This window comes from Shewanella sp. Isolate7 (genome assembly GCF_022398425.1).
Classification (GTDB): Bacteria; Pseudomonadota; Gammaproteobacteria; order Enterobacterales; family Shewanellaceae; genus Shewanella.
In genome coordinates this window covers 64,605-90,361 of sequence record NZ_JAKEVJ010000001.1, presented here as the reverse complement: position 1 = coordinate 90,361, position 25,757 = coordinate 64,605, and the positions used below count along the sequence as shown (strand labels likewise).

At 55.7% G+C, this 25,757-nt stretch carries 18 protein-coding genes; 15 read left to right on the top strand and 3 right to left on the bottom strand.

Annotation, left to right across the window (positions count from 1 at the left end; genetic code table 11):
* Positions 1–15 precede the first annotated feature (15 nt).
* The 12 genes from L1D47_RS00330 to tilS all read left to right on the top strand — a co-directional run bounded on the left by L1D47_RS00330 (position 16) and on the right by tilS (position 15,936).
* Entirely contained in the window at positions 16–873 is an 858-nt protein-coding gene (locus tag L1D47_RS00330) for a phosphatidate cytidylyltransferase (RefSeq protein WP_041509280.1), read from the top strand.
* Between the two features lie 2 nt (positions 874–875).
* The gene (ispC, locus tag L1D47_RS00325; RefSeq protein WP_239882113.1) at positions 876–2,063 is read left to right on the top strand and encodes a 1-deoxy-D-xylulose-5-phosphate reductoisomerase; all 1,188 of its coding nucleotides are present in this window, start codon (positions 876–878) and stop codon (positions 2,061–2,063) included.
* Positions 2,064–2,144: 81 nt separating this feature from the next.
* Positions 2,145–3,506 (top strand): sigma E protease regulator RseP, encoded by a 1,362-nt coding sequence (rseP, locus tag L1D47_RS00320; protein WP_239882112.1) that lies wholly within the window; start codon positions 2,145–2,147, stop codon positions 3,504–3,506.
* A 31-nt stretch (positions 3,507–3,537) separates the two neighbouring features.
* Positions 3,538–6,021: an outer membrane protein assembly factor BamA gene (bamA, locus tag L1D47_RS00315; RefSeq protein WP_239882111.1), complete on the top strand. Its 2,484-nt coding sequence runs from the start codon at positions 3,538–3,540 to the stop codon at positions 6,019–6,021.
* Positions 6,022–6,090: 69 nt separating this feature from the next.
* The gene (locus L1D47_RS00310; RefSeq protein WP_239882159.1) at positions 6,091–6,585 is read left to right on the top strand and encodes an OmpH family outer membrane protein; all 495 of its coding nucleotides are present in this window, start codon (positions 6,091–6,093) and stop codon (positions 6,583–6,585) included.
* 6 nt (positions 6,586–6,591) lie between these two features.
* Positions 6,592–7,617 (top strand): UDP-3-O-(3-hydroxymyristoyl)glucosamine N-acyltransferase, encoded by a 1,026-nt coding sequence (gene lpxD / locus L1D47_RS00305; RefSeq protein ID WP_239882110.1) that lies wholly within the window; start codon positions 6,592–6,594, stop codon positions 7,615–7,617.
* Between the two features lie 30 nt (positions 7,618–7,647).
* Positions 7,648–8,109, top strand: coding sequence for a 3-hydroxyacyl-ACP dehydratase FabZ (gene fabZ, locus L1D47_RS00300; protein ID WP_041509285.1), 462 nt, complete (start codon positions 7,648–7,650; stop codon positions 8,107–8,109).
* Positions 8,106–8,891, top strand: coding sequence for an acyl-ACP--UDP-N-acetylglucosamine O-acyltransferase (gene lpxA / locus L1D47_RS00295; RefSeq protein ID WP_239882109.1), 786 nt, complete (start codon positions 8,106–8,108; stop codon positions 8,889–8,891). Before fabZ ends, lpxA begins: the two co-directional genes overlap by 4 nt.
* A gap of 261 nt (positions 8,892–9,152) precedes the next feature.
* Positions 9,153–10,301, top strand: a complete 1,149-nt coding sequence (lpxB, locus tag L1D47_RS00290) for a lipid-A-disaccharide synthase (RefSeq protein WP_239882108.1) — start codon at positions 9,153–9,155, stop codon at positions 10,299–10,301.
* Between the two features lie 13 nt (positions 10,302–10,314).
* The gene (gene rnhB, locus L1D47_RS00285) at positions 10,315–10,941 is read left to right on the top strand and encodes a ribonuclease HII (RefSeq protein WP_239882107.1); all 627 of its coding nucleotides are present in this window, start codon (positions 10,315–10,317) and stop codon (positions 10,939–10,941) included.
* A 144-nt stretch (positions 10,942–11,085) separates the two neighbouring features.
* Positions 11,086–14,559, top strand: a complete 3,474-nt coding sequence (gene dnaE / locus L1D47_RS00280) for a DNA polymerase III subunit alpha (protein WP_239882106.1) — start codon at positions 11,086–11,088, stop codon at positions 14,557–14,559.
* On the top strand, positions 14,560–15,936 hold the full coding sequence (gene tilS / locus L1D47_RS00275; RefSeq protein WP_239882105.1) for a tRNA lysidine(34) synthetase TilS: 1,377 nt from the start codon (positions 14,560–14,562) through the stop codon (positions 15,934–15,936).
* A 113-nt stretch (positions 15,937–16,049) separates the two neighbouring features.
* On the opposite strand, the gene L1D47_RS00270 is transcribed toward tilS, so the two are convergent.
* Positions 16,050–16,925, bottom strand: coding sequence for a GGDEF domain-containing protein (locus L1D47_RS00270; RefSeq protein WP_239882104.1), 876 nt, complete (start codon positions 16,923–16,925; stop codon positions 16,050–16,052).
* A 232-nt stretch (positions 16,926–17,157) separates the two neighbouring features.
* Here L1D47_RS00270 and L1D47_RS00265 point away from each other — a divergent pair, with 232 nt between their 5' ends.
* Positions 17,158–19,107, top strand: coding sequence for a monovalent cation:proton antiporter family protein (locus tag L1D47_RS00265; RefSeq protein WP_239882103.1), 1,950 nt, complete (start codon positions 17,158–17,160; stop codon positions 19,105–19,107).
* Positions 19,108–19,122: 15 nt separating this feature from the next.
* Positions 19,123–19,881 (top strand): SGNH/GDSL hydrolase family protein, encoded by a 759-nt coding sequence (locus L1D47_RS00260; protein WP_239882102.1) that lies wholly within the window; start codon positions 19,123–19,125, stop codon positions 19,879–19,881.
* Here the strand turns inward: L1D47_RS00260 and L1D47_RS00255 are convergent.
* Positions 19,878–21,002: a patatin-like phospholipase family protein gene (locus L1D47_RS00255; RefSeq protein ID WP_239882101.1), complete on the bottom strand. Its 1,125-nt coding sequence runs from the start codon at positions 21,000–21,002 to the stop codon at positions 19,878–19,880. The two genes, L1D47_RS00260 and L1D47_RS00255, sit on opposite strands and share 4 nt — an antisense overlap.
* A 496-nt stretch (positions 21,003–21,498) precedes the next feature.
* Between L1D47_RS00255 and L1D47_RS00250 the strand changes: the two genes are divergently transcribed.
* Entirely contained in the window at positions 21,499–22,167 is a 669-nt protein-coding gene (locus L1D47_RS00250; protein WP_041509294.1) for a response regulator transcription factor, read from the top strand.
* Between the two features lie 85 nt (positions 22,168–22,252).
* Here the strand turns inward: L1D47_RS00250 and L1D47_RS00245 are convergent, their stop codons facing one another.
* Positions 22,253–25,753: a PAS-domain containing protein gene (locus tag L1D47_RS00245; RefSeq protein ID WP_239882100.1), complete on the bottom strand. Its 3,501-nt coding sequence runs from the start codon at positions 25,751–25,753 to the stop codon at positions 22,253–22,255.
* Positions 25,754–25,757: the final 4 nt, after the last annotated feature.

Here is a 25,757-nt window from a genome sequence, read left to right as displayed (position 1 = left end):
ATAAGAGGGAAAGTTTTGCTAAAACATAGAATAATAACAGCAGTATGGTTGATCCCATTGGTGATGGGAGCCATTTTCTTTTTCCCTGTGGAGTATTTTTCATGGGCCTTGGTGGCGGTATTTTTGATCGCCGCCAAAGAGTGGGGACGCATCATAGACAAGCGCTGTAATGTGACCCAGTGGAGTTTCACCCTGACCATAGGCATCTTGTTGGTGGCGTTAAACCTCTTGGTGCCCACCGAAGAGATCTGGTTTAAGGGGCAAATGCACCCCGTCTATCTGGCCATCACCCTCATTGGCGCCATGTGGTGGACCATCTCACTCCTCTTGGTGCTGAGTTTCCCTAAAAGTTCGGCGTTGTGGGCCAAGAGCCATATGCTCAAGTCCATGTTTGGTCAGCTGACCTTAGTTCCCTGTTTCACTGCGCTGATCGCGCTAAAAGCCCTGAGCACGGCGAGCATGCCTTACTATGGCGGCTCCCTGGTGTTCCTGGTGATGCTGACCGTATGGGCGACCGATTCCGGCGCCTATTTCGCCGGCAAGGCCCTGGGCAAACACAAGTTGATGCCAAACGTCAGCCCGGCAAAAACCGTCGAGGGGCTTCTCGGTGGCCTGGTGACCACTATGGTTGTAGTGGCCGGGGTCATGATGGTCTCGCCCGAGCAGGAGCTGGGGCTAGTGATCTGTGTTACCCTGTTTGTTGCCCTGGTCTCTGCCCTTGGGGATCTCTCTGAAAGTATGTTTAAGCGGGTGGCCGAGATTAAAGATTCGGGCACCATATTGCCGGGTCATGGTGGTGTGCTGGATCGCATCGACAGCCTGACGGCGGCACTGCCTATCTTTACCCTAATTTATATCGCATTTTGGATGTAACCATGCAGAAAATGGTGATTCTGGGCGCCACAGGTTCTATCGGTGCCAGTACCCTGAGCGTTATCGAGCAAAATCCTGAGGCCTACAAGGCATTTGCCCTGGTTGCCCATAAGAGCGTCGATAAGATGCTGGACTTGTGTATCAAGCACAATCCATCTATCGCCCACATGGTCGACCCACAGGCGGCGGCCGAGTTGCAGCGTCGCTTGCCGCCGCATATGGCGATTGCCGTCTCGTCTGGTGAAGATGAGCTGGCGGCCATCGTCGCGCTCCCCGAGGTCGACAGCGTCATGGCGGCCATCGTCGGCGCGGCGGGCTTGCCGTCGACACTGGCGGCGGTTAAGGCCGGTAAAAGGGTGCTGCTGGCCAACAAAGAATCATTGGTGATGTCGGGTCGCCTGTTTATCGATGCGATGCAGGGCTCAAACGCCAAGGTGTTACCTGTAGATAGCGAGCATAACGCCATCTTCCAGTGTCTGCCTGAGCCTGCTCAGCAGGCCATTGGCGCCTGTGATCTGGCCGGTGCGGGTATCTCACATATTTTGCTGACAGGCTCCGGCGGACCATTTCTCAGCTCGGATCTCGATAGCCTGAGTCAGATGACGCCAGATCAGGCGTGCAAACATCCTAACTGGTCGATGGGCCGCAAGATCTCGGTCGACTCTGCCAGCATGATGAACAAAGGACTCGAGTATATCGAGGCTCGCTGGCTGTTTAACGCCACCAAAGAACAACTCAAGGTGGTGGTGCATCCCCAGAGCGTGATTCACTCTATGGTGCAGTATAAGGATGGCAGCGTGCTGGCCCAGATGGGCAACCCAGATATGCGCACCCCTATCGCTCACTGCATGGCCTATCCGCAAAGAATTTCGGCGGGTGTTGAACCTTTAGATTTTTTCAAAGTCGGACAGTTAAGCTTTCTTAAGCCCGACTTTAACCGCTTTCCCTGTTTGAAGCTGGCCATAGATGCCTGCGAACAGGGGCAGGAAGCCACAACGGTATTGAACGCGGCTAACGAGGTGTCGGTAGAGGCCTTCCTGGCAGGTAAGATACGTTTCACCGATATCGCCCGGGTAAATGAGTATTGCCTAAGCCATGTCGAGCAGCGTAGCTTAGACACCATAGAAGATATTTTGGCGCTGGACAGCCTGGCACGGCGTGCGGCGCAGGAACGAGTCGCCAAGCTTTAAGGCTCACGCCAAATAAGTTTTAAGGCTCGCGCCAATTAGGTTTTCAGGCTCGCGCCAACAGAAGCAGAGATAAGGAGAGGAATGCTAGACTTTTTGTGGAACTTGGGCTCATTCATCATTGCCCTTGGGATTCTGATCACGGCCCATGAATATGGTCACTTTTGGGTGGCCAGACGCTGTGGCGTGAAAGTTGAGCGTTTCTCTATCGGTTTTGGTAAGGCTATCTGGCGCAAAATCGGTGCCGATGGTACCGAATACGTGGTGGCCATGATCCCCCTGGGTGGCTATGTCAAGATGCTCGATGAGCGGGTCGATACCGTTGCCGATGAGCTAAAGCCACAGGCCTTTAACCGCAAATCAGTCTGGCAGCGCATCGCCATCGTCGGTGCCGGCCCTATGGCGAACTTTATCTTTGCCATCTTTGCCCTGTACATCATGTACCTCATAGGTGTGCCCTCGATAAAGCCGGTGATCGAATCGACCCAGGCTGATTCCCCCGCGGCTGTGGTTAAGGTCAACAAGCCGATGCAGGTGATCGCCGTTGGCGATAGCAGCGTGCGCAACTGGGAAGAGGTGACCTATGCCCTGGTGGGCCATATCGGCGATGAAGCCATCGATGTAACCTTGGCGCCCCTATCTGGCGTGATGGGCGAGGAGCGTACCTATAAGCTCGATACTCGCAACTGGAAGTTTAACCCAGAGACAGAGTCGCCCATTACCTCTTTAGGCCTCAACCCCTATAGACCCGCTATTATCCCTACGCTGAGATTTGTCGACGAAGATGGCGCCGCCTACGCCGGGGGGCTGAGGGTCGGCGATACCTTGGTTGCCGTCGACGGCCGTGCCTATAGCAACTGGGACCAGTTTGAAACTAAGGTCAAGGCCGCTGCCGACAAGCGGCTTACCGTGACCATCAGACGCGACGGCGAACAGCTTAAGTTTGATGTTACTCCCAAGGCACGTAACATTGATGGTGGTAAGGTGGAGGGGGTGATCGGCGTGGCGCCGACTCAGGCACCTTGGCCGGATGAGATGCGCCTGCAACTCGAATATGGCGTCGGCGAGTCCCTCTGGGTTGCCGCGGATAAAACATGGCAACTTGTATCGGTCAGCATTAAGATGATCGGCAAGTTATTCACCGGTGACGTGTCGGTGAAGAATTTGAGCGGCCCTATCTCCATCGCTCAGGGCGCGGGAAGCAGCGCCAATTACGGATTAGTTTACTTTTTGGGATTCCTGGCATTAATCAGCGTGAATTTAGGCATTATTAATTTATTGCCTTTACCCGTGCTTGATGGCGGGCATCTGTTATATTACTTCATCGAAGTGATCACAGGCAGGCCTGTACCGGAAAAGGTGCAGGAAATTGGATTCAGATTTGGGGCAGCCTTGCTGCTAATATTGATGAGTATCGCCCTTTTCAATGATTTTTCCCGACTCTGAGCAAGGACAGACACATAATTAGAAGCGCTCTATGAGATTGAATAAAATTTTTGCCTCGATGTTATTAGTCGGTGCGTCTTTATCAGGGAAGGGTTGGGCCGATACATTCCAGCCTTTTGAAGTGACCGACATCCAGGTTAAAGGATTACAGCGTGTCGCGCTGGGTGCCGCCTTGTTGAATATTCCCATCAAGGTAGGGGATACGGTTGACGAGATGCGTCTACAGCAGGCGATCAAGAGCCTGTACTCCTCGACCAACTTCGAGCATATCGAGGTGAGTCGCGACGGCAGTGTCTTGGTGGTGACTGTCAAAGAGAGACCTACCATCAGCGTGGTGACCTTCGAAGGTAACAAAGATATTAAGGACGAGCAGCTGCAAGAGAGTCTCGACGGCAGTGGCGTCAAGTCGGGTGAGTCACTCGACCGCACCATGCTTAGCGGCATCGAGAAGAGTCTGCAGGACTTCTACTATGGCGTAGGTAAATATGGCGCCAAGGTGGAAGCGCAGGTGATCAACCTGCCACGTAACCGTGTCGAGTTGAAGTTTAAGTTTACCGAAGGTTTGGCGGCAGAGATTCGCCAGATCAACGTGGTGGGTAACACAGTCTTTAGCGATGCAGAGCTTATCGGCATGCTGGAGCTGAAAGACTATGTGGCCTGGTGGGATCTCTTTGGCGAGCGTCGCTATCAGAAGCAGAAGCTGCAGGCCGACCTTGAGACCATCAAGACCTTCTATCATAACCGTGGTTATATCCGTTTCGAGGTAACCTCGACTCAGGTGGCGATGACGCCTGACCGTAAGGGTCTCTATATCACCATTAACGTCGATGAGGGTGAGCAGTACAAGGTTAAGGAAGTTAACCTGACTGGCGACCTCATGGGACGCGAAGAGGTGATGGAGAAGATCTTGCCGATCAAGGTTGGTGATACCTATAACGGCGCGGATGTGACCTTTACCGAAGAGATGTACGGCAAGTATCTGGGCCGCTTCGGTTACGCCTATCCTGAGGTGAAGACCTATCCTGAGATTGATGATGAGACCAAAGAGGTCGCGCTTAACGTCAACATCAAGCCGGGTAAGCGTGTCTACGTGCGTAGCATTAACTTTACCGGTAACCAGGTGACCAAAGACGAGGTGATGCGCCGCGAGCTGCGTCAGATGGAAGGTGCCTGGCTGAACTCGGCTCAGGTCGAACAGTCCAAGGCGCGTCTGAATCGTTTGGGTTACTTCGAAACCGTCGATACCCAGACAGTTCAGGTACCGGGCACTGATGACCTGGTGGATGTTGACTTTACCGTGAAGGAGCAGCCATCTGGCTCGTTCAACGCGGGTGTGGGATATGGTACCGAGTCGGGACTGAGCCTGCAGTTTGGTGTGCAACAGAGTAACTTCCTCGGTACGGGTAACCAGGCGGGGATCAACCTCAATACCAACAAGTATTCCAAGAACGTCAACATCAACTACACAGATCCTTACTTCACTAAAGATGGGGTGAGCCTGGGTGGTAGCATCTACTGGAACGAGTTTGACGCTCAGGAAGCGAACCTTGAGCGCTATAAGAACAGCTCTTACGGTATTTCGCTGAATTCCGGTTTCCCGATCAACGAATACAACCGTATCAACGGTGGTATAGGTTATCGTCACAACAGTATCTCGGAGATCTCGGCCTACGAGCAGGCCCTGCGTTTCTACAACATCTACCGTGATGCCAACGATCCTAACGCCGACCTTGCGTTCGATAACTTCGAGCTGACCCTTGGCTGGTACCGCAGCACGCTTAACCGCGGTACCTTCCCAACTGACGGCTCATCACAGCGCCTGAGCGGTAAGATGACGGTACCTGGCTCGGATCTGCAGTACTTTAAGACAGATTTCGATACCAGCTTCTACTTGCCGATCAACCGTAGTCACAGCTTCGTGCTCCTGACTAAGGCGCGCCTGGGTTATGGTAACGGTTACGGTCAGTTTAACGACAATGACCAGATCCTACCTTTCTGGGAGAACTACTACTCGGGTGGTAGCAGCTCACTGCGTGGCTTCAAGTCTAACTCTGTCGGCCCACGTTCATTCTACTTGTATCGTGGCAGCGAGCCTTGCTCGCCGGATCCTGCCGGCGATAGCTGTACCTTGCCTGGCGATCCTAACCGTGTCACGGTAAGTGATGGTCGCTCTATCGGTGGTAATGCCATTGCCACGGCGAGTGTCGAGATGATAGTGCCAACCCCATTCCTGGATGAGGCCTACACCAACTCGGTTCGTACCAGCTTCTTCGTCGATGCGGGTAACGTCTGGGATACCGAGTTCGATTATGACGCCTATCGCTTCCTGCCGGCTGAGCAGTTTGACAAGCTGTCGGACTATTCAGACCCAGGGCGCATCCGCGCCTCGGCGGGGATGAGCGTGCAATGGTTGTCGCCCATGGGGCCTATGGTATTTAGTCTTGCATGGCCAATCAAAAAATATGAAGATGATGACACAGAGATCTTCTCGTTCAACATTGGTAAAACTTTCTAAAGTAGAACTAATTTAAATAAAAAGTCATCGGCAAGTTTTGCTGATTATAAGGAGTTTATTTTGAATAAGATGTTTAATCGCGCAATGATGGTGTTGGTTTTGTTGGGTGCGCCTATTGCGGCACAAGCTGAAAAAATTGCCGTAGTCGATATGCAGGCGGTATTTGAGCAGCTACCACAGCGCGAAGAAGTCAGCAAGACACTGAAAACCGAGTTCGGTGATCGTGTGGCTGGCGTGCAGAAGATGCAGGACGAGCTTCGCGGCATGCTAGAGAAGCAGCAACGCGATGCGGCGCTGATGAGTGAAACTCAGAAGACTGAGATGCTGCGTAAGATGGAGTCCCTCAAGGCTGAGCTACAGCTTAAGGGGAAGGCGCTAGACGAAGATATGCGTCGTCGTAACGGTGAAGAGCAAAACAAGCTATTGGTTAAGGTTCAGAAAGCCATCAGCACCATCGCCGAGAAAGAGCAATATGACGTAGTGCTACAGCGCGGCGCCGTGATCTACGTGAAGCCTACATCAGATATCAGCAGCAAAGTGGTTGAAGCTCTGAGCAAAGGCTAAGCATTGATGACAAGTTATACCCTAAGTGAGATCGCCGCCCATCTAAATGCCGAGGTCAAGGGTGACGAGACGGTGACTATTCACCGTGTCGCCACGCTGGAGAAGGCTCAGGCGGGGGAGATCTCCTTTCTAGCAAATAGCAAATACCAGAGTCAGCTAGAAGGCACGGCAGCCTCTGCCGTGTTGCTCTCGCCCAAGATGGCAGAGCATTACAACGGCAATGCCATAGTGTTAGCCGACCCCTATGTGGGATTCGCAAGAGTCGCCCAGCTGCTCGACACCACGCCTAAGGCCGCCGAGGCCATTCACCCTAGTGCGGTTATCGACCCTAGTGCCCAGTTGGGTGAAGGTGTCGCCATAGGTGCCAATGCGGTGATCGGCGCCAACGTCATCTTAGGTGAAAATGTGCAGATAGGCCCAGGCTGTGTGCTAGGGCAGGATGTCATCATAGGTTCAAATACCATACTCTGGGCCAATGTGACGATTTACCACGACGTGCATCTGGGCATAGACTGTATTGTGCATTCTGGCACAGTGATCGGCTCTGATGGTTTTGGTTATGCCAACGAGCGTGGTCAGTGGATCAAGATCCCACAAACCGGTGGTGTGCGTATCGGCAATCGTGTCGAGATCGGCGCCTGTACCAGTATCGACCGTGGCGCGCTGGATCATACCGAGATCCACGATGGCGTGATCATCGACAACCAGGTGCAGATAGCCCACAATGTTATTGTGGGTGAAAACACCGCGCTGGCAGGCGGTTCGACCTTCGCCGGCAGCTGTAACATAGGTAAATACTGTATCATAGGCGGCTGCAGTGCAGTGGCCGGGCATCTGTCGATTGCCGACGGTACCCATGTCTCGGGTGGCACTAATGTGACGAGTGTTATTCGTGAGCCTGGTGTATACTCTTCTGCTACTATTGCGATGGAAAACAAGTTGTGGCGACGTAATACCGTCAGATTCAGACAACTTGATGAGTTGTTCCAACGCGTGAAACAGCTTGAAAAAAACGTTAATTCAGATGATTAACTGCCCGAGGGCAGCTAAGGAAGTTATTGAGTGTCAAATCAATTAAATACGATGGATATCAAAGAGATCCTAAAGTTTCTACCTCATAGGTATCCGTTTTTATTGATCGATAGAGTCCTCGACTTTACGCCAGGTGAAACACTGCATGCGATCAAGAATGTCACCATCAACGAGCCATTCTTCCAGGGACACTTTCCTGTGGCGCCGGTTATGCCAGGCGTATTGATCCTTGAGGCCATGGCCCAGGCAACCGGTCTGTTAGCGTTTAAAACCATGAGCGATGAGCCATCTAGCGATGCCTTATACTATTTTGCCGGTATCGATAACGCCCGCTTCAAGCGCGTGGTCGAGCCAGGTGACCAACTTCATTTTGAAGTTAAGATGATTAAAGAACGCCGCGGGATTGGCGTCTTCACAGGTGAAGCTAAGGTTGATGGCGAACTAGTTTGTTCGGCAGAGATCATGTGTGCCCGCAGAGAGATTTCCAAGTGATTGATAAGTTAGCATTTGTACACCCAGATGCCAAAATCGGTAACAATGTTACCATAGGCCCGTGGACCTACATCGGCCCAGATGTCGAGATCGGCGACGATTGTCATCTCAGCTCTCACGTGGTGGTCAAGGGCCCTACGGTTATCGGTAAGGGTAACCGTATTTTCCAGTTCGCCTCTGTGGGGGAAGATTGCCAGGATAAGAAATATGCTGGCGAGCCAACCCGACTCATTATCGGCGACAACAATGTGATCCGTGAGTCTGTCACCATACATCGCGGCACGGTGCAGGATAACAGCGAGACCCGTATCGGCTCTAACAACCTGTTTATGGCCTATGTGCATATCGCCCACGACTGTGTGGTGGGTAACAATGTGATCATGGCCAACAATGCCTCTATCGCAGGTCACGTCCATGTGGGCGACTGGGCGATTTTGGGTGGCATGACAGGCGTGCACCAGTTTGTTCATATCGGGGCCCACGCCTTTACTGCGGGATATTCGTTGATCCTTCAAGATGTCCCACCCTTCGTGATGGCATCGGGTCAGCCAGCCATCCCAAGGGGTCTGAACAGCGAAGGCATGAAACGCCGTGGCTTTTCCAAGGAGAGCCAGTTAGCGGTACGCCGTGCCTACAAGACCTTGTATCGTAAGGGCTTGACGGTAGAAGAAGCGGTTGCCGCCTTGGGTGAGGATGCCCAGGATGCCCAGGATGCCCAGGATGAGCAGGTTAAGCTGATGATGGACTTTGTGGTCAACTCAAGCCGAGGCATTATTCGCTAATCGGTTGGGTTAATCGGTATTAATCGGTATTAATCGGTATTAGTTATCGAAGAAAAGCTCGTATTCACGGGCTTTTTTATTTTCAGTAATACCAATTACAGTAAGTGAGCAGAATTAGCGCTAGAAAAGGCTTGAGAACAAGTCAGGATTTTTAGATAAGTCGTTATTCTACAATTTAAAATACTAATGTCGTTATCGAGTGTTTTAACAAGCTAGAACGTTCAGTTTTTTATTCGGATTGGTATAAGCAAGTAACAGAAGATGAATCAGAGCAATCAAAAAGTATTCGCCATGGTGGCGGGTGAGTTTTCTGGCGACATTCTCGGCGCCGGTCTGATCAAGGCCTTGAAACAGCAATACCCGGATGCCCGCTTCGTCGGTATCGGTGGCCCACAGATGGATGCCCTGGGGTTTGAATCCCTGTTTTCTTTCGAAGAGCTGGCCGTGATGGGGCTGGTCGAGGTGTTGTCGCGCCTGCCACGCCTGCTCAAGGTACGCAGGACGCTGATCGACGAGATCACCGCCCTAAAGCCCGATTGCTTCATCGGTATCGATGCCCCCGACTTCAATATCGGCCTGGAGCTGAAACTCAAGGCCCAGGGGATCAAGACGGTCCACTATGTCAGCCCTTCGGTCTGGGCCTGGCGCCCTAAGCGGATCTTCAAGATCGCCAAGGCAACTAACATGGTGCTGTCGCTGCTGCCCTTCGAGAAGGCCTTCTACGACAAGCACAATGTGCCTTGCACCTTTGTCGGTCATACCCTGGCAGACGATATTCCGCTGGAAAGCGATAAATTAAGCGCCCGCGAGCAGTTGGGGTTAGCGCCTCATGATGAATACCTCGCCATTTTACCCGGCTCTCGCGGCGGTGAGCTCAAGCAGCTGGCCGAGCCTTTCGTGCAGGCGGCGGTGAAATTGCGTCAGCGCTACCCGGACCTTAAATTTGTCACCCCACTGGTCAATGCCAAGCGCCGCGCCCAGTTTGAGCAGGCGCTTAAGACCCATGCGCCGGATCTCGACATCCATCTGGTGGAGGGACAGTCTCGCACCGTGATGGCCGCGGCGGATGCTATTCTGCTCGCATCAGGCACGGCGACCCTGGAGGCCATGCTGGTGAAGCGCCCCATGGTGGTCGCCTACCGGGTGTCGCCTATCACCTATCGCATCGCCAAGGGGATGATGCAGATCTCTCACTATTCGCTGCCTAATTTGCTGGCGGGCAAGGAGATCATTCCTGAGTTGATTCAGGCCGACTGTACGCCAGACAAGATAGCCGAGGCTGTCGCAAACCAGCTCGATGGCGATCATAAGCCCTTGATGGCGACCTTTATGGCCCTGCATCAGCAGTTGAGGTGTGACGCCAGTGCGCGTGCCGCTCAGGCCGTCATCGAACTCATCGAGACCAACTAGGGGAGATAAAATAATGGCAATCTATAAGCAGATCACCCCGCAGCAGGTGGATGAGCTATGTAGTGGCTTCTACGCCGGTGTCGACGAGGTGGGCCGCGGCCCCTTGGTGGGCGATGTGGTCACCGCCGCCGTGGTGCTGGACCCTAACACTCCCATCGAAGGACTCAATGATTCCAAGAAGCTGTCGGAGAAGAAGCGCGACGCCCTCTTTGAGGAGATCCTGGCCAAGGCGCTGGATGTCAGCGTCGGGCGCTGCTCGCCGAGCGAAATTGACGAGCTCAACATCTTACATGCCACCATGCTGGCGATGCAGCGTGCCGTGGCTGGGTTGCGTGCCAGACCCGATAGGGTGCTTATCGACGGCAATCGGGTACCCACTTTCGAGGACGCCACCCTAGAGGGCCACGCGGTGATCAAGGGCGACGGCCTGATCCCCGCCATCAGCGCCGCATCGATTGTTGCCAAGGTGGTGCGCGATAGGGAGATGGAAGCCCTGGATGAGCGTTATCCAGAGTATGGCTTTGCCAAGCACAAGGGCTACCCCACCAAAGCCCATTTTGAGGCGCTCGAGGTCCATGGTGTCCTGGCCGAGCACCGCAGGAGCTTCAGGCCGGTCAAGGAGCGTCTCGACGCCTGTTGAGTCGATGCGCCGGGGCGCCATTAACTGGTGCCCTGTGTGTGACTCTGATACTCTTTCAAGGCGACTCTTTCAAGGTGATTCTTTCAAGAGAGTAGTTCGCCGCACAAATATTAGAAAACTAGCTAACTAAATTAGAACCTCCATATGTCAGAACCTCGTTTCGTGCACCTGCGCGTACACAGTGATTTTTCCATGTCTGATGGCCTGGCCAAGGTCAAACCTATTCTCGCCAAGGCCAGTGAAGATCAGATGGCCGCGCTGGCCCTGACCGACAACACTAACCTCTGTGGTCTGGTGAAGTTCTATGGCGGCTGCCACGGCGCAGGCATCAAGCCCATCGTCGGTTGTGACTTCTTCATGCTGGTGCCGGGCTTCGAGGACGAGTTTTGCGCTATCACGGTGCTGGCGATGAACAACGAGGGCTACAAGAACCTCACCCTGCTGATCAGCGACGCCTACCTGCGTGGCCATGTGAGAGACAGGGCGGTGATCGACCAGGCCTGGCTTGAACGTTACAGCGAGGGGCTAATTTTGCTCTCGGGCGCCAAAGATGGCGACGTGGGCAAGGCGCTGCTCAAGGGGAACCGCGGTCAGGTGGATTCCCTGGTCGCCTTCTATCAAACCCATTTCCCAGATCGTTACTATCTCGAGCTGATCCGCACCGGCCGCCCCGACGAGGAGCGTTACCTGCATATGGCCGTCGAGCTGGCGGGTGAGAAAGAGCTACCTGTGGTGGCCACCAATCAGGTGGTGTTTATACAGCCGGAGCAGTTTGAGGCCCACGAGATCCGTGTGGCTATCTCTGATGGCTTTACCCTGGCAGACCCAAGACGGCCGCGTCGCTACAGCGAGCAGCAATATTTCCGCAGTCAGGATGAGATGTGTGAGCTGTTTGACGATATCCCCGAGGCGCTGCAAAACAGTGTCGAAATTGCCAAACGCTGCAACGTGACGGTGAGACTAGGGGAATACTTCCTGCCGAATTTCCCCACAGGTGATCTCTCCATCGAAGATTACCTGATTGAGGTCTCTAAGAAGGGGCTCGAGGAGCGTCTCGAGTTTCTCTTCCCAGAGGAGGCCGAGCGGGCCGAGCGCCGAGGCGAGTACGACGAGCGCCTTGATGTCGAACTTACCGTAATTAATAACATGGGGTTCCCTGGTTACTTCCTTATCGTGATGGAGTTCATCCAGTGGGGTAAGGACAACGGCATCCCGATTGGTCCTGGCCGTGGTTCGGGGGCGGGTTCTTTGGTGGCCTACGCCCTTAAGATCACTGACCTGGATCCGCTGGAATTCGACTTGCTGTTCGAACGTTTCCTTAACCCTGAGCGTGTCTCCATGCCCGACTTCGACGTCGATTTCTGTATGGACAGACGCGACGAGGTGATCGATCACGTGGCCGACCTCTATGGCCGCGACGCCGTGTCACAGATCATCACCTTCGGTACCATGGCGGCTAAGGCCGTGGTGCGTGACGTGGGCCGTGTGCTGGGTCACCCCTATGGCTTCGTCGACCGCATCTCTAAGATGATCCCGGCAGAGCCCGGTATGACACTGGCCAAGGCGTTCGAGGCCGAACCGGCGCTGCCCGAGGCCTATGATGCCGACGAAGAGGTTAAAGATCTCATCGACATGTGCCGGGTGCTCGAAGGGGTCACCCGTAACGCGGGTAAACACGCCGGGGGCGTGGTGATCGCCCCGACAGTGATCACCGACTTTGCGCCGCTCTATTGTGATGCCGAGGGCCACAACCCTGTCACCCAGTTCGATAAGAACGACGTGGAAACCGCGGGGCTGGTGAAGTTCGACTTCCTGGGTCTGAGGACCCTGACCATCATCGACTGGGCGCTGCAGATGATCAATCCGCACCTCGAGAAGCAGGGCAAAGAGCCGGTGCGTATCGAGGCGATCGAGCTGGATGATCCGGCCTCCTTCCGTCTGCTACAGCGCTATGAGACCACCGCCGTATTCCAGCTGGAATCCCGCGGCATGAAAGACCTGATTAAGCGACTACAGCCTGACTGTTTCGAAGATATGATCGCACTGGTGGCCCTGTTCCGTCCCGGGCCGCTACAGTCGGGCATGGTAGATAACTTCATCGAGCGTAAGCACGGTCGTGAAGAGGTTTCCTATCCGGATCAACAGTGGCAACACGAGAGTCTCAAGCCGATCCTAGAGCCAACCTACGGCATCATTCTCTACCAGGAGCAGGTGATGCAGATCGCCCAGGTACTGGCGGGCTACACCCTGGGCGGCGCGGATATGTTGCGTCGTGCTATGGGTAAGAAGAAGCCCGAGGAGATGGCCAAGCAGCGTAGCATCTTCGAAGAGGGGGCGGTGAAGAACGGTGTCGACGGCGAGCTGGCGATGAAGATCTTCGACTTGGTGGAGAAGTTCGCCGGTTACGGCTTCAACAAGTCGCACTCGGCCGCCTACGCCCTGGTTTCCTACCAGACCCTCTGGCTCAAGACCCACTATCCGGCGCAGTTTATGGCGGCGGTGATGTCGGCGGATATGGACAACACAGACAAGATCGTCACCCTGGTGGACGAGTGTGAGCGCATGGGCTTGCCGCTGCTTCCGCCGGACGTCAACAAGGGCCTGTTCCGTTTCACCGTGGATGACGACCTCAACATCGTCTATGGCATCGGCGCCATCAAGGGCGTGGGTGAGGGGCCGGTGGAATCGATCCTCAAGGCCCGTGAAGACGGTCCATTCGTGGATCTGTTCGACTTCTGTGCCAGGGTCGATCTCAAGAAGCTCAATCGAAGAGTTATCGAAAAACTGATCTGCGCCGGCGCCCTGGATAACCTGGGGCCGCACCGCGCCGCCATGATGGCGACTCTGCCAGAGGCGATACGCGCCGCGGATCAGCACGCCAAGGCCGAGGCGATTGGTCAGCACGATATGTTCGGTCTGCTCAACAGCGAGCCGGAAGATAACAAGCAGCAGTTTGTGCAGTGCACCCCCTGGCCCGATAAGGTGTGGCTCGAAGGCGAGCGGGAGACCTTGGGCCTCTATCTCACCGGTCACCCCATCAATCAGTATCTCAAGGAGCTGAAGCACTATACCTCGGGCAGGCTCAAGGATGTGCATCCTACCGAGCGGGGCAAGACAACCAAGGCCGCAGGCCTGGTGGTGGCTACCCGTGTGATGATGACCAAACGCGGCTCCAAGATGGGCCTGGTGACGCTGGATGACAAGAGTGCCCGCCTCGAGGTGATGTTGTTTACCGAGGCTTTTGAGAAATTTGGCGAACTGCTGGAGAAAGACAGGATCCTGATCGTCGAAGGAGAGGTGAGTTTCGACGACTTCTCCGGCGGCAATCGCATGACGGCCCGTAACATCATCGACATGGGCGAGGCGCGCAGTCACTTCGCCCACGCGGTAGAGGTCGATCTGGATGGCGAGAGCATCAATCCGGAGTGGCTCAGCCAGTTCCAACAAGCTGTCGAGCCCTGGAAGGCGGGGAGTGTACCTTTGGTGATCAACTATGCTCAGCCCACCGCCAAGGCCCAGTTCAGGCTGGGGGATGAGTGGCGGGTCAACCCGACCGACGAGCTGATGCTGGCGCTGGAGACACTGACCGGCTCAGACAAGGTAAGGATCCTCTTCTAGATGGCGCAGGATAGCTTCTGTCCGACTGCGGCACTGACCCAGTTGCTGGCGCGTGTCGCACCTGAGTCTGGCACTAAGTTAGTGCTGGCTTACAGTGGCGGCGTCGATTCAGAGGTGCTTGCCTATGGGCTGAGCCGTTTTGCCAAGGTGCATCCCGAGTATCACTATCTTTTGGTGCATGTGCATCATGGCCTAAGCGGCAATGCTGGCGCCTGGCAGGCTCATTGTGAGCGCCGCGCCCATGACTATGGTTTGCCTATCGTGGTTAAATCGGTGACCGTAGCCAGCGGCGCCCGCATCAGCTTGGAGGCGGCGGCTCGCGAGGCGAGGTACGACGCGCTGTTAAGTGAGCTGGCCCCTGGCGATATTCTGCTTACCGCCCATCATCAGGACGATCAACTCGAGACCCTATTGCTGGCGCTCAAGCGTGGCCTTGGGCCCAAGGGGCTGGCGGCCATGGGAGAGGTGCAGGCCTTTACCCCAGATAATCTGTTGCTCAGGCCGATGCTGACCTGTTCCCGCGCCCAGATAGAGGCGTTTGCTAAGGCACTGGGGCTTGAGCATATCGAGGATGAGAGTAACCAGGACAGTCGCTTCGACCGTAATTTCTTACGAAATGAAGTGCTGCCGACCCTCACGGCGCGCTGGCCGGCCTTTGCCGCCACGGCGAGTCGCAGCGCGCAGCTGTGCGCCGAGCAGCAGGCGCTTATCGACGAGGAGGTGAGTCTTCGCTTACCCGCTATGCTGATGTCAGTGCCCTATAGTCGGCAACCTGTGCTGGATCTCAGCGTGCTGGCGCAAGAACCCAAGCGCTGGCGCCCCCATCTACTGCGGGGCTTTATCGAACATAGTGGTTTCGCCTTGCCCTCGGCGGCGCAGCTTGCCGATATTCTGGCGCAGTTCGAGGCCAAGGCCGATGCGCAGGTGGCGATTCGTATCAAATCTATGGTGCTGAGACGTTTTCAGCGATCCCTCTATTTGGACCCTGTCGAGGTTGAGCCCAGGTGCGAGCAAGTCTTGTCAGACCTGAGCCTTGACACACTATCCCAAGGGGCGAACGAGCTAAGCTGGCCCCTCGATAGCCACAGCAAGTTAGTGGCGAAGTGGGGCATGACTGGGCCTCGGCTGTGTCTGAAAGGTGATGAGATGACGCTGCGTTTTGGCGCCCCGGGCGCGCTGCGCTGTCACCCCCATGGGCGAGACAAGGGGCGGGAGCTGAAGAAGCTGTGGCAAGAGTTTGCCGTGCCGCCCTGGGAGCGCGGGCGGATCCCGCTGATTTTCGCAGGCGAACACTTAGTGGCCGCGGTTGGGCTCTGGGTGGATAAACGCTATCTGGCGGCTGAGGGTGAGGGCGGCTGGCAGTTTAGCCTCGCCTAACGCCGGGATAGGACTCACACGGCGGCGTCCTTTGCTGCCGCGTGCCTAGTTTTTGATACAATTTTCACTTCGATTTTCGCCACGATTTTAGCTGAGTTAGCTTGTTTCGCTTGCTAGTCGACGCGGTAGCAGCGACGTCCCGCCGCCTTGGCCTGGTAGAGGGCCTTGTCTGCCCTGAGATACAGGGTCTCGGGCTCATTACCTAGCTGCCACTGAGCCACGCCTATGCTGGTCTGCACCTGAAACTTATTCAGCAGGCTGTCGTGTTCCATCATGGCGAGGATACGTTCACACAGCACGCTTGCCGCCTGGGCATCGCCTTCGATAAGCAGTGCAAATTCGTCCCCGCCGATGCGAAAGGCCTGATCGCTGTCGCGAATCGCCTGACTCAGCGTCTGGCCGAATTGACTCAGCACCTCATCACCGACTAGGTGACCATACTTATCATTGAGACTCTTGAAGTTATCGAGATCCAGCACCACCAGGGTGATGGCGTTGCCGTGGCGTTGAGCGCGGGCCAGTACCTGTTTGAGACTCTGCTCATAGTAGCGGCGGTTGCCAAGCTGGGTGAGTGAGTCGTGCATTGCCTGTCTCGCCATCTGCTGGTAGGCGATGGCGTTCACCAGAGGGCTCAGCAACAGCGACTGCAACTGGTACAGCAGCTCTGTCTGTGGCTTGATCAGCGGCGCCGACAGACGATAGGCGATGCTGATGCTCACCCCATCATGGCTAAGGTTTTGTTTTATTAGTAAACCTTGCTCACCGCCCCAGCTTAGCTGATACTCTTTATAGCACAGGGTGATTCCCTGCACAGGCAAGTGTTGTCCCATGAGTTTGCCGTAGCAGGCAAATACCGTCCGTGGATCTAGGCTCTCATGCAGCTGCTGCATGACGGTGACCAGGTTAGGCGCACCGACTGTATTGTGATGGTGATCTGGCTGATAGCGATATTCGTCAAACGAAAATTCTGTCGCTAAGGCAAAGTCCATAATCTTTACTCCACAATGTAACGGACCCGAGATAGATTATATAAAGCAAAAATCGTGCCTAATACTAAATGATGATTTTGTCTATATTTGTCATTGAGTTAGTCTGAGGTAGCGGTAACTTGGATGATGACAGTATTTTGACTGTGACAATAAACTTGACACTATGAGGTCGCGCCACGGGGCGAATTGGCGCAGGCTTAATTGAGGGCGGCGCAAGTAGAATGGAGCGTTAATGGAACACAGCATACTGGTTAAGATCCTTTTGATGTTGATGATGGCCATAGTGGCGATCGCCCTCTTTAGGCGGGTGGGATTGCCGGCGATCCTGGCCTATCTGATCACTGGGGTGATCAGTGGCCCCTCTGCGTTCAACTGGTTCACCCAGCAGCAGATCCACTCGGTGGCCGAGCTGGGGGTGGTGCTCTTGATGTTCTCTCTCGGCCTCGAATTCTCTCTGCCCAGGTTGTGGGCCATGCGCCGTACAGTGTTTGGCCTGGGTAGCGCCCAGGTGTTCGTGACTGCCGTCTTAACCATGTGCATCAGCATGTTGATGGGGCTTAATCTGAGCGAGTCTATCGTGGTGGGCTCGGCCATCGCCCTCTCCTCTACCGCCATCGTCTTGAAGTTACTCAACGAGCGCGGCTGGCTCAGACGGCGTCACGGGGAGCTGTCGGTCAGTGTGCTGCTGTTTCAGGACTTGGCTGTGGTACCGCTGCTGATCCTCATGCCGCTGCTGGCCTCTGACGGTGAGATGCTCAGCTGGCATGAGATACTGCTGGCCATGGGCGAAGGGGTACTGGCCTTTGTCGCGCTGATGGCCGTGGGTAAGTGGGCGCTACCTAAGGTGTTTGACGAGGTGGCCCGCTCGCGCTCCAACGAGCTATTTGTGCTCTCAACCCTGGTCGTGGCCTTGGTGACAGGCGCCTTGACTCAGTGGCTTGGTCTCTCCATGGCACTGGGGGCCTTTATCGCCGGTATGCTGCTTGGTGAGAGCCAATATAAACGCCAGCTGGAGGCAGATATTCGTCCCTTCAGGGATCTGCTGATGGGGCTCTTCTTTATCTCTATCGGCATGCTGCTCGACTTTAGCCTGGTGATCACCTTCTGGTGGCAAGTGATTCTGCTGGTGGTGGCGGTGATCATCGCCAAGGCACTGATCGTCTTTGGCCTACTCAGGGCCGCCAAGGAGTCGTTTCGTACCTCGGTGGCAACCGCCATCAGCCTGGCGCAGGTGGGGGAATTCAGCTTCGTGGTGCTAGCGCTGGCGGTCAACTATCAGCTGCTGGGGATCACCGTCAGCACTAAGCTGGTGATGGTGGCGGTACTCTCCATGGCCGTAGCGCCCTGGTTGGTGCGCCACAGCGTGGATATCGCCAGGCGCCTGCATGGGGTCAAGTCCATCAAGCAGGGTGGCAATGAAACCATTCCGATCCCAGAGCAGAGTAGCGACCTGGTGCTGATCTTGGGCTATGGCCGGGTAGGGCAGACCATAGCACGCTTCATGAAGACGGAGGCGATCCCCTATCTGGTGCTCGACAGGGACCCCACCAGGGTGACCGAGGCGCGCCGGGCTGGCGAGCCTGTCTATTTTGGCGATGTGGCCAAGCGGGCGATCCTCAAGCAGGCGCAGATTAAACAGGCCAAGTTGATCGTGCTGACCTTCACCAGCAGTCATGTGCTCGATGAGGTCTTGCCCCTGTGTCGTCAGCTAGCGCCCGAGGCCAAGATCTTAGTCAGAACCCGTGACGATGAGGGGATGGAGGCATTAGAGGAAGCCGGCGCCAGTCAGGTGATCCCCGAGACCTTAGAGGGCAGCCTGATGCTGGTGTCTCAGGTGCTCTATCAGTGCGGCGTGCCTCTGACCCGCATCCTCAAGCGCCTCGAGTATGAGCGGCGCAATCACTACCAATATCTGCATGGTTTCTTCTCCGGCGAGGAGACAGACTTTACCCTGGAGCTGCTGCACGCCGTCGCCCTGCCTAAGGGGGCCCAGGTGGTAGGGCAGCCACTCTCTGCTATTCCCTGGGAAAAGCTGAGGGTGGAGCTGAGGGCGGTGCGCCGTAGCGGCGCCGAGGTGGAAAGCCCCGAGCTGGACTGGCTGATCCGCCCGGGGGATATATTGATCATCCTGGGTAAGCCGCGGCGTATCGAGAAGGCCGAGCACTATCTGCTTCAGGGCTAAAGCGGTGGCAAGCCTATGATGCGAGCAAGCCTGTTATTGGTATTTTCTCCGCTGCTGCTGATGCAGGCCCTGTGGGTCAAGTGGCGCACTCCCAGGTTGCCCGAGCCCAAAGGCGCACGCTGCGGCGAGCTGGGGGAGGGACCGCCGCTTAGGCTATTAATTCTGGGCGATTCAGCCGCCGCAGGAGTTGGCGTGACCCGTCAGGATGAAGCCCTGAGTGGTCAGCTGACGGCGCTGTTGCAGCCCCACTTTCGCCTGCATTGGCGCTTGCTGGCCGAGTCGGGGATGACGACGCCCCAGACGCTCAGCCTTATCCGGCAAGAACCGATTCGGGTCGACGTTATTCTTATCTCCCTGGGGGTCAACGATCTACTCTCGCCCATAGGCGTGCAGCGCTGGCTGAGCGCGACCCGCGCGCTAATTGAGGGACTGTTACAGGACTCGCCGGGTGCCAGGCTGCTGTTGACGCCACTGCCCCCCCTGGGGGCCTTTCCCGGCTTTGCTCAGCCTCTGGCCGGTGTGTTGCAAAGAAGAGAGGCGCGATTTAATCAGGCCTTAAAACAGTTTTGCCGCGACCAGAATGCCTGCCAGCTCTTGCCGCTAAGGCTGCCGTTGACGAGTGATGCCCTGGCCAGCGATGGCTTTCACCCCAGCGCCAGCAGCTATCGGCTATGGGCCGAATGTGCCAGTCAGGTCATTCTCGGCCAGCACACCTCAGGCTGTTCATCGGATAGCGCTGACGAGTCTGGGCAACACCTTGCTAATCTGGTCTAGGGGATTTCGAAGAAGGCCTTGATCTCATCTATCTGACACATGGCATCCTGATAACCTAAGTTGATCAGCGCGCTACAGTATGACTGCTCGAACAGCAGGTAGGAGACGATACTCGAGTCCGATTGCTGGTTGATGCCGATCAGCCTTAGCAGCAGCTTCACCGCCAGGGGCATCTCATGATAGTGCTGGGCGGCCAGCAGACTCAGATCTTCGCTGGGTTTAATCACCAGCGTGTCTATGTTCTTGAGCGACGCCTCATGGCGGCGCTCCTCGGGGATCAGGTTTATGGTGCCGTTGATCCGCTGCAATCGCTCGAGATCGCTGTTGAGGGTGTCGGAGAAGATGGTATCGAGCAGGTGACCGGCTATGGTTGCCGTCTTGGGATGATGTTCGAACTCCTTATGTACCTGCTTGTGGGGACTCTCTAAGTTGATCACCATGATCTTCTCTGCCCCAAGATGGATCGGGCTGCTCAGGGGCGCCAGCTGATGCACAGAGCCGTCGCCGTAGTAGCCGCGATTGAGCTTCACTGAGGGGAATACCAGGGGGATGGCGGAGCTGGCAAGCAGGTGTTCGGTATGCAGATGGGTGCGCTGGCCGCCACGTCGGGCACGGTTCCAGTCTTCAATTTCTTTGGCGGCCTGAAAGAAGCTCACCGAGCGCGACGAGTTGTAGCAGGAGGTGTCTACGCTAAGGGCGTGCAGGGCGCCATTGGCAATGTTGCGATCGATCCGCTCGAAATTAATCAGGTTGTTCAGCAGATTTCTCAGGGGTTGGTTGTCGAACAGGCTACCGGCTTCTGTATTGATCTTCACATCCTGTAGTCCCATCAGCGCCATCTGTGCCAGGTGGGAGAAGATGCCGCCGAAAGAGGAGCGGTACACCTTATGGGTGTTAAAGTGGCGCCAGACCCACTCTAGCTTACGTACGCCGAGGTGAAAACAGGAGGCGTGGGTGGCAATCGAGGTGCCGTTGATGGCGCCAGCAGAGGTGCCGCAGATGATCTTAAAGGGCACGCCGTGGTTACGGGGATAGAACTGCACTATCGCCTTGAGTACCCCGACCTGGTAAGCGGCGCGCGCACCACCGCCTCCTAATACCAATGCTGTCTTATCTGGCAACTGCGTTCCCTCTAAATGGTTTCTGTTGTCGTGCGTTAGGATTTAACTTATTGATTTTCTTATTGTCTTGAAGCGCTATTATGCTTCTTGCTAACAGTGACCAGGCGTACTGTCTCGCCCAGCGCTTTGGCGATGATTTTCGTGGCTGATATTGATTAGAATATGTGAGCCGTGTGATATGTTCAAGCCAGCGCCTATAGATGATTCTCGGCAAATCATGGGGCATTTCGGTGCGAGCCATGGGCCGTTATTGGACCATTAAGCGCCGACCATCTCCTCAATACGCCATCTCTAGCACAAATAATAGCGCCCTGACCTAGATAATAAGTCTATATTGACGCCACTGCCGAGGATGGGCTTTAGCAAATTTATGCCGCTATCTAGTTGTAATGTAAATGTTAACTGACAAGTGGTTCCTCGGCTACGGCTTTTGGGCCTGTTTGATAATCTCTAAGGTTCGCGTAGACTGGAAATGAGTACATATGAGGGATCAAAAATGTTACAGCCACTAAAAATAATAATAGCTGATGATCATCCACTGTTTAGACAAGCACTCGTAAACACCCTAACCACCCAGTTTGATCAGCCTTTGCTGTTCGAGGCGGAGACGGTGACGGCACTGGATGAGATCTTAACCCAGCACCAGGATGCAGACCTGCTTTTATTGGATCTGAACATCCCTAACGCACATGGATTCAACACACTCGTCAATATTCGTAATAGCTATCCTCATATCGGGATAGTGGTGATCTCCGGCCAGGAGGATAAGGTCACAGTAGGTAAGGCGATGTCTTTCGGCGCGGCGGGCTTTATTCCCAAGTCCTCGCCGGTCGAGCAGATGGTCAAGGCGATCAATGCCGTGATGGCCGGACGCCAGTGGACGCCGCCGGGCTGTGAGGATCTCAGCGCGGTGACGCTGGACAGCATGAGCAGCAAGATAGCCAGCCTGTCGCCGCGTCAGCACAAGATCTTGATGATGTTCGCCGATGGCCTGCTCAACAAGCAGATCGCCTATGAACTGGGTCTGTCGGAGGCAACCATCAAGGCCCACGCCAGCGCTATCTTCCTCAAGCTCGGGGTACACACCCGCACCCAGGCGGTGATCGCCATGAGTCAGCTCTACCTGGATAAGACGCCGCTGACCGCCGAAGTGGAAGAGGTTTAGCCACAGAAGTTCAGGACCAATAGGCCCAGTTTGAGCTAGCTTGAAGCGCCCCGCATCTGTAGATTTCAGGTGCGGGGCGTTTTCGTTAGTCGGTCAGTGGGTCTACCAGGTTAAAGTGGGGGCTCGGCTGCGCCGAGTAGTTGTTGTGCAGGCTGTTGGCCAGGGTGGCACTCATCACGGCGCGCAGGGCGATGGGTTTGATGATCTTGCGCAGATAGCCATAGCCCAACTCTTTGGTGCGCTGCACCACCTCTTCGTCTATGGTGGCGGTGATCAGAATCGCCGGGATGGGGCGGCTGGACATGGCCTGCAGCTCGGCCATGAGATCCAGGCCGTTCTGATTGTTCTCCAGCTGATAGTCCATCAGCACAATATCTATCTTACTGGCAAACTGGCCGACACAGGCCTTGGCCTGCTGCGCCGAGGAGGCGGTATAGACCTGACACTTCCAGCCCTTCAATAGCTCCTCCATGCCCGCGAGCACGTTCGGATCGTCATCGACACACAGTACATGTACTCCGTTGAGGGTGAGAATATCCGGCTGGCTGGCGTGCTCCTCGACAAGTTTCGGGGTGACGGCGTTCAGGTTCAGGCTGAAGATACTGCCCTGGTTGACCTTAGATGACAGGGTGAGCCTGTGCTGCATCAGCTCTGCCAGGCCCTGGGCGATATTGAGCCCGAGTCCCAGGCCGTTGACCCCTTCGTGGCCCGAGTGCTGCAAACGGGTAAACTGCTCGAAGATCACCGCCTGCTTGTCATCCGGGATCCCCGGGCCATCATCCACCACCTGGATGGCGATGGTATCGCCGTGGCGGCGACAGCCCAGCAGGATGCGACCGCCACCGGCATAGCGAAACGCGTTGCTGATGAGGTTCTGTAAGATGCGTCTGAGCAGCACCTTGTCGCTGCGCACCCAGAGCTTGGTCTTGATGCATTTGAACTCAGCCTTTGTGGTACTGGCCATGGCGCTAAACTCTTCTACCAGAGAGTCGAGCACCTCCTGCAGGGCAAACTCGGTGATCTCGGGCACTACCGTACCGCCCTCGATGCGCGACACCTCGTTGAGATCCAGCAGCAGCTCGTTGGCCACCTGCAGGGCGTTGTCGATATAGCCGATCTGTTGCTTCTGCTTGTTCGACAGCTGACCCCCTTGGACAAAGGCGGAGGAGAACAGGCGTGCCGCCGACAGAGGCTGTAGCAGATCATGACTACAAGCCTTTAGATACTGGCTCTTCTTCTGGTGTGCCTGCTCCACCTTCTGCAGGGCCTCGGCCAGCTCGGCGTTGGATTTAGCCAGCTGCAGGTTGGCCTGCTCCAGGCGCTTTGTGCGCTCAAACACCCTGGCTTCTAGATCTAAGTTTTTCTCTTTCAATAGTTTTTCAGCCTCGCGGTACATGCTGATGTCGGAGAAGATCATCACGAAGCCGCCGCCCGGAATGGGGTTGCCCTGAATACGGATCGTCTTACCGTCGGGCTGGATGCGCTCTGTGCTGTGGCGGCTGCCTTGGCGTAGGAAGTTGAGGCGTCGCTCAATCTGCTCATCCAAGTTAGGTACATAACCCTTGCCAAATTTGAGGTTGTACTCAATCAGCTGCCTCACCGGACAGCCGATGTAGATGAGGTCATCCGGATAGTTAAACAGGCTGAGATACTGCTGATTCCATGCCACCAGGTTGAGATCTTTGTCGATGACAGATATCCCCTCGCTGGCGTTCTCGATGGCGCTGTGCAGCACGCTGCGGCTGAACTCCTTGCGATGGCTGGAGGCTTCCTCTACCAGTTGGGCCACATCCTCGATGGCGATGTCGCGGCCATGGAGGGCGCAGGAGAGCACCAGGCGCGCCGAGGCCGAGCCCATGACGCTGGCGAGCATGTTTTCGGTAAAGAAGATAAGCGCCTGATTATGGGCGTTCTTGTCCTGAATTGGCTGGGGCTGACAGGAGAAGAAGGAGTAGAAGCCTTGGGCGGCCTTATCTTTGCCGACGAAGCGGGCCACCAGTAGCTCAAGCTCGGTGGGGTTCACATGTTTAGGCACCTCGGGCAGCGCCTTGTCGAGCTCTGGGCGCTCGATGAAGTGACCTATCTGCATCTGCTCGTGCACGCTCTGGCGGGTAAAGGAGGAAACCAGCCAGATGGCCGTCACGTTGACAAACAGGCCCAGCAAGGTCGACATAGTCGTCATCGAATAACCGCTACCGGCAAACGGGTGGCCATAGAGACCGAGCTGTGGCAGCAGGTTGAGCACCAGCCAGAGGGCGAAGCCACTGGAGATCCCCACCAACACGCCGATCAGCGTGACCCGGCGCCACAGGAAAGCGGCAAATAGCGCCGGACCTATCTGGGCGATGGCGCCGAAGGCCACCTCACCCAGGGAGGCCAGGGTATCGGGCGGGGCGATGAGAAACATGCCATAGCTCAGGAAGATCACCAAAAGTACCAGCGCCTTGCGGATATTGAGCAGGTGCGAGCGGAACTTGTGGAAGTGGTTGCTCTGTATGTTGTTGATCTTAAATAGTGTGGGGAAGACTATCTCGTTACTCAGCATGGTGCTCAGGGCGATGGTGGAGATGATCACCATGGAGCTGGCCGCCGAGATGGTGCCGAGAAAACTAAACAGCCCCAGCCAGATATCACCGCTGAATACCGGCAGAAACAACACATAGGCATCGCTCTGCAGCGAGTCGCCATAGAGGATGTTGCCCGCCTGACCCAGAGGGGTGGCGAAGAAGGCAAACACCAGCACATAGAGGGGGAAGGTCCAGCGGCTCCAGAGCACATGTTTTTGTGATTTCAGCTCGACGATCAACACCTGAAACTGACGTGGCAGACAGAGAAATGCCGACATCACTATGATCAGCAGGCCAAACAGCGAGATGAAGTTAGGGTAGGTAAACTCGGTTGCTATCGGCTTGATTTCTGTCGCCTTCTGCCAGATCTCCATGGGGGAGTCGAACAGGAAGAAGGAGACGAAGATGCCTATGGTGAGGTAGGCGATGAGCTTCACCAGAGACTCGAAGGCGATGGCCAGCATCATGCCCGGATGACGCTCGGTCACGTCGATGGCCCGCACCCCAAACACTATGGTGAAACCGGCGAGGATCAGGCTGACCACCAGGCCCAGCTGCCAGGAGGAGAGCAGATGGTCTTGCCGTAAGATCTCATAGGAGTTGACGATCGCCTTCTGTTGCAGCGCGATATAGGGCAGGGTGCCAAACAGGGCGACGAAGGTGACCACCACCGCCAGCAGCGGCGATTTACCGAATCGGGCCGCCAGCAGGTCGGCAATAGAGGTGATGTTGAGCTTGAGGCAGACGCGGATCACCCTCTGGATAAAGGGCCAGGCGAAGATAAACAGTAAGATAGGCGCAATATAGACGGGCAGATAGGCAAAGGAGTTGTTGGCGGCCTGGCCGGCGGTGCCGAGAAAGCCCCAGGAGGTACAATAGACCCCCAGCGACAGGGAGTAGATGATGGTGTGCTGCCCGGAAAACCACTTGCCGCGGTACTTGTCACCCAGAAACGCCATTAAAAACAGCAGGCCGATGTAGCTGATGCTGATGGCGACCAAAAGCCAGTTAGGGAACATTTGT

What these genes read in the sequence shown, in the direction of transcription:
- ispC (WP_239882113.1), top strand. Translation starts at nt 876, where the DNA reads ATGCAGAAAATGGTGATTCTGGGCGCCACAGGTTCTATCGGTGCCAGT.
- L1D47_RS00245 (WP_239882100.1), bottom strand. Translation starts at nt 25,753, where the DNA reads ATGTTCCCTAACTGGCTTTTGGTCGCCATCAGCATCAGCTACATCGGC.
- L1D47_RS00250 (WP_041509294.1), top strand. Translation starts at nt 21,499, where the DNA reads ATGTTACAGCCACTAAAAATAATAATAGCTGATGATCATCCACTGTTT.
- rseP (WP_239882112.1), top strand. Translation starts at nt 2,145, where the DNA reads ATGCTAGACTTTTTGTGGAACTTGGGCTCATTCATCATTGCCCTTGGG.
- bamA (WP_239882111.1), top strand. Translation starts at nt 3,538, where the DNA reads ATGAGATTGAATAAAATTTTTGCCTCGATGTTATTAGTCGGTGCGTCT.
- tilS (WP_239882105.1), top strand. Translation starts at nt 14,560, where the DNA reads ATGGCGCAGGATAGCTTCTGTCCGACTGCGGCACTGACCCAGTTGCTG.
- lpxD (WP_239882110.1), top strand. Translation starts at nt 6,592, where the DNA reads ATGACAAGTTATACCCTAAGTGAGATCGCCGCCCATCTAAATGCCGAG.
- rnhB (WP_239882107.1), top strand. Translation starts at nt 10,315, where the DNA reads ATGGCAATCTATAAGCAGATCACCCCGCAGCAGGTGGATGAGCTATGT.
- L1D47_RS00270 (WP_239882104.1), bottom strand. Translation starts at nt 16,925, where the DNA reads ATGGACTTTGCCTTAGCGACAGAATTTTCGTTTGACGAATATCGCTAT.
- L1D47_RS00260 (WP_239882102.1), top strand. Translation starts at nt 19,123, where the DNA reads ATGATGCGAGCAAGCCTGTTATTGGTATTTTCTCCGCTGCTGCTGATG.
- dnaE (WP_239882106.1), top strand. Translation starts at nt 11,086, where the DNA reads ATGTCAGAACCTCGTTTCGTGCACCTGCGCGTACACAGTGATTTTTCC.
- lpxB (WP_239882108.1), top strand. Translation starts at nt 9,153, where the DNA reads ATGAATCAGAGCAATCAAAAAGTATTCGCCATGGTGGCGGGTGAGTTT.
- L1D47_RS00265 (WP_239882103.1), top strand. Translation starts at nt 17,158, where the DNA reads ATGGAACACAGCATACTGGTTAAGATCCTTTTGATGTTGATGATGGCC.
- L1D47_RS00310 (WP_239882159.1), top strand. Translation starts at nt 6,091, where the DNA reads ATGTTTAATCGCGCAATGATGGTGTTGGTTTTGTTGGGTGCGCCTATT.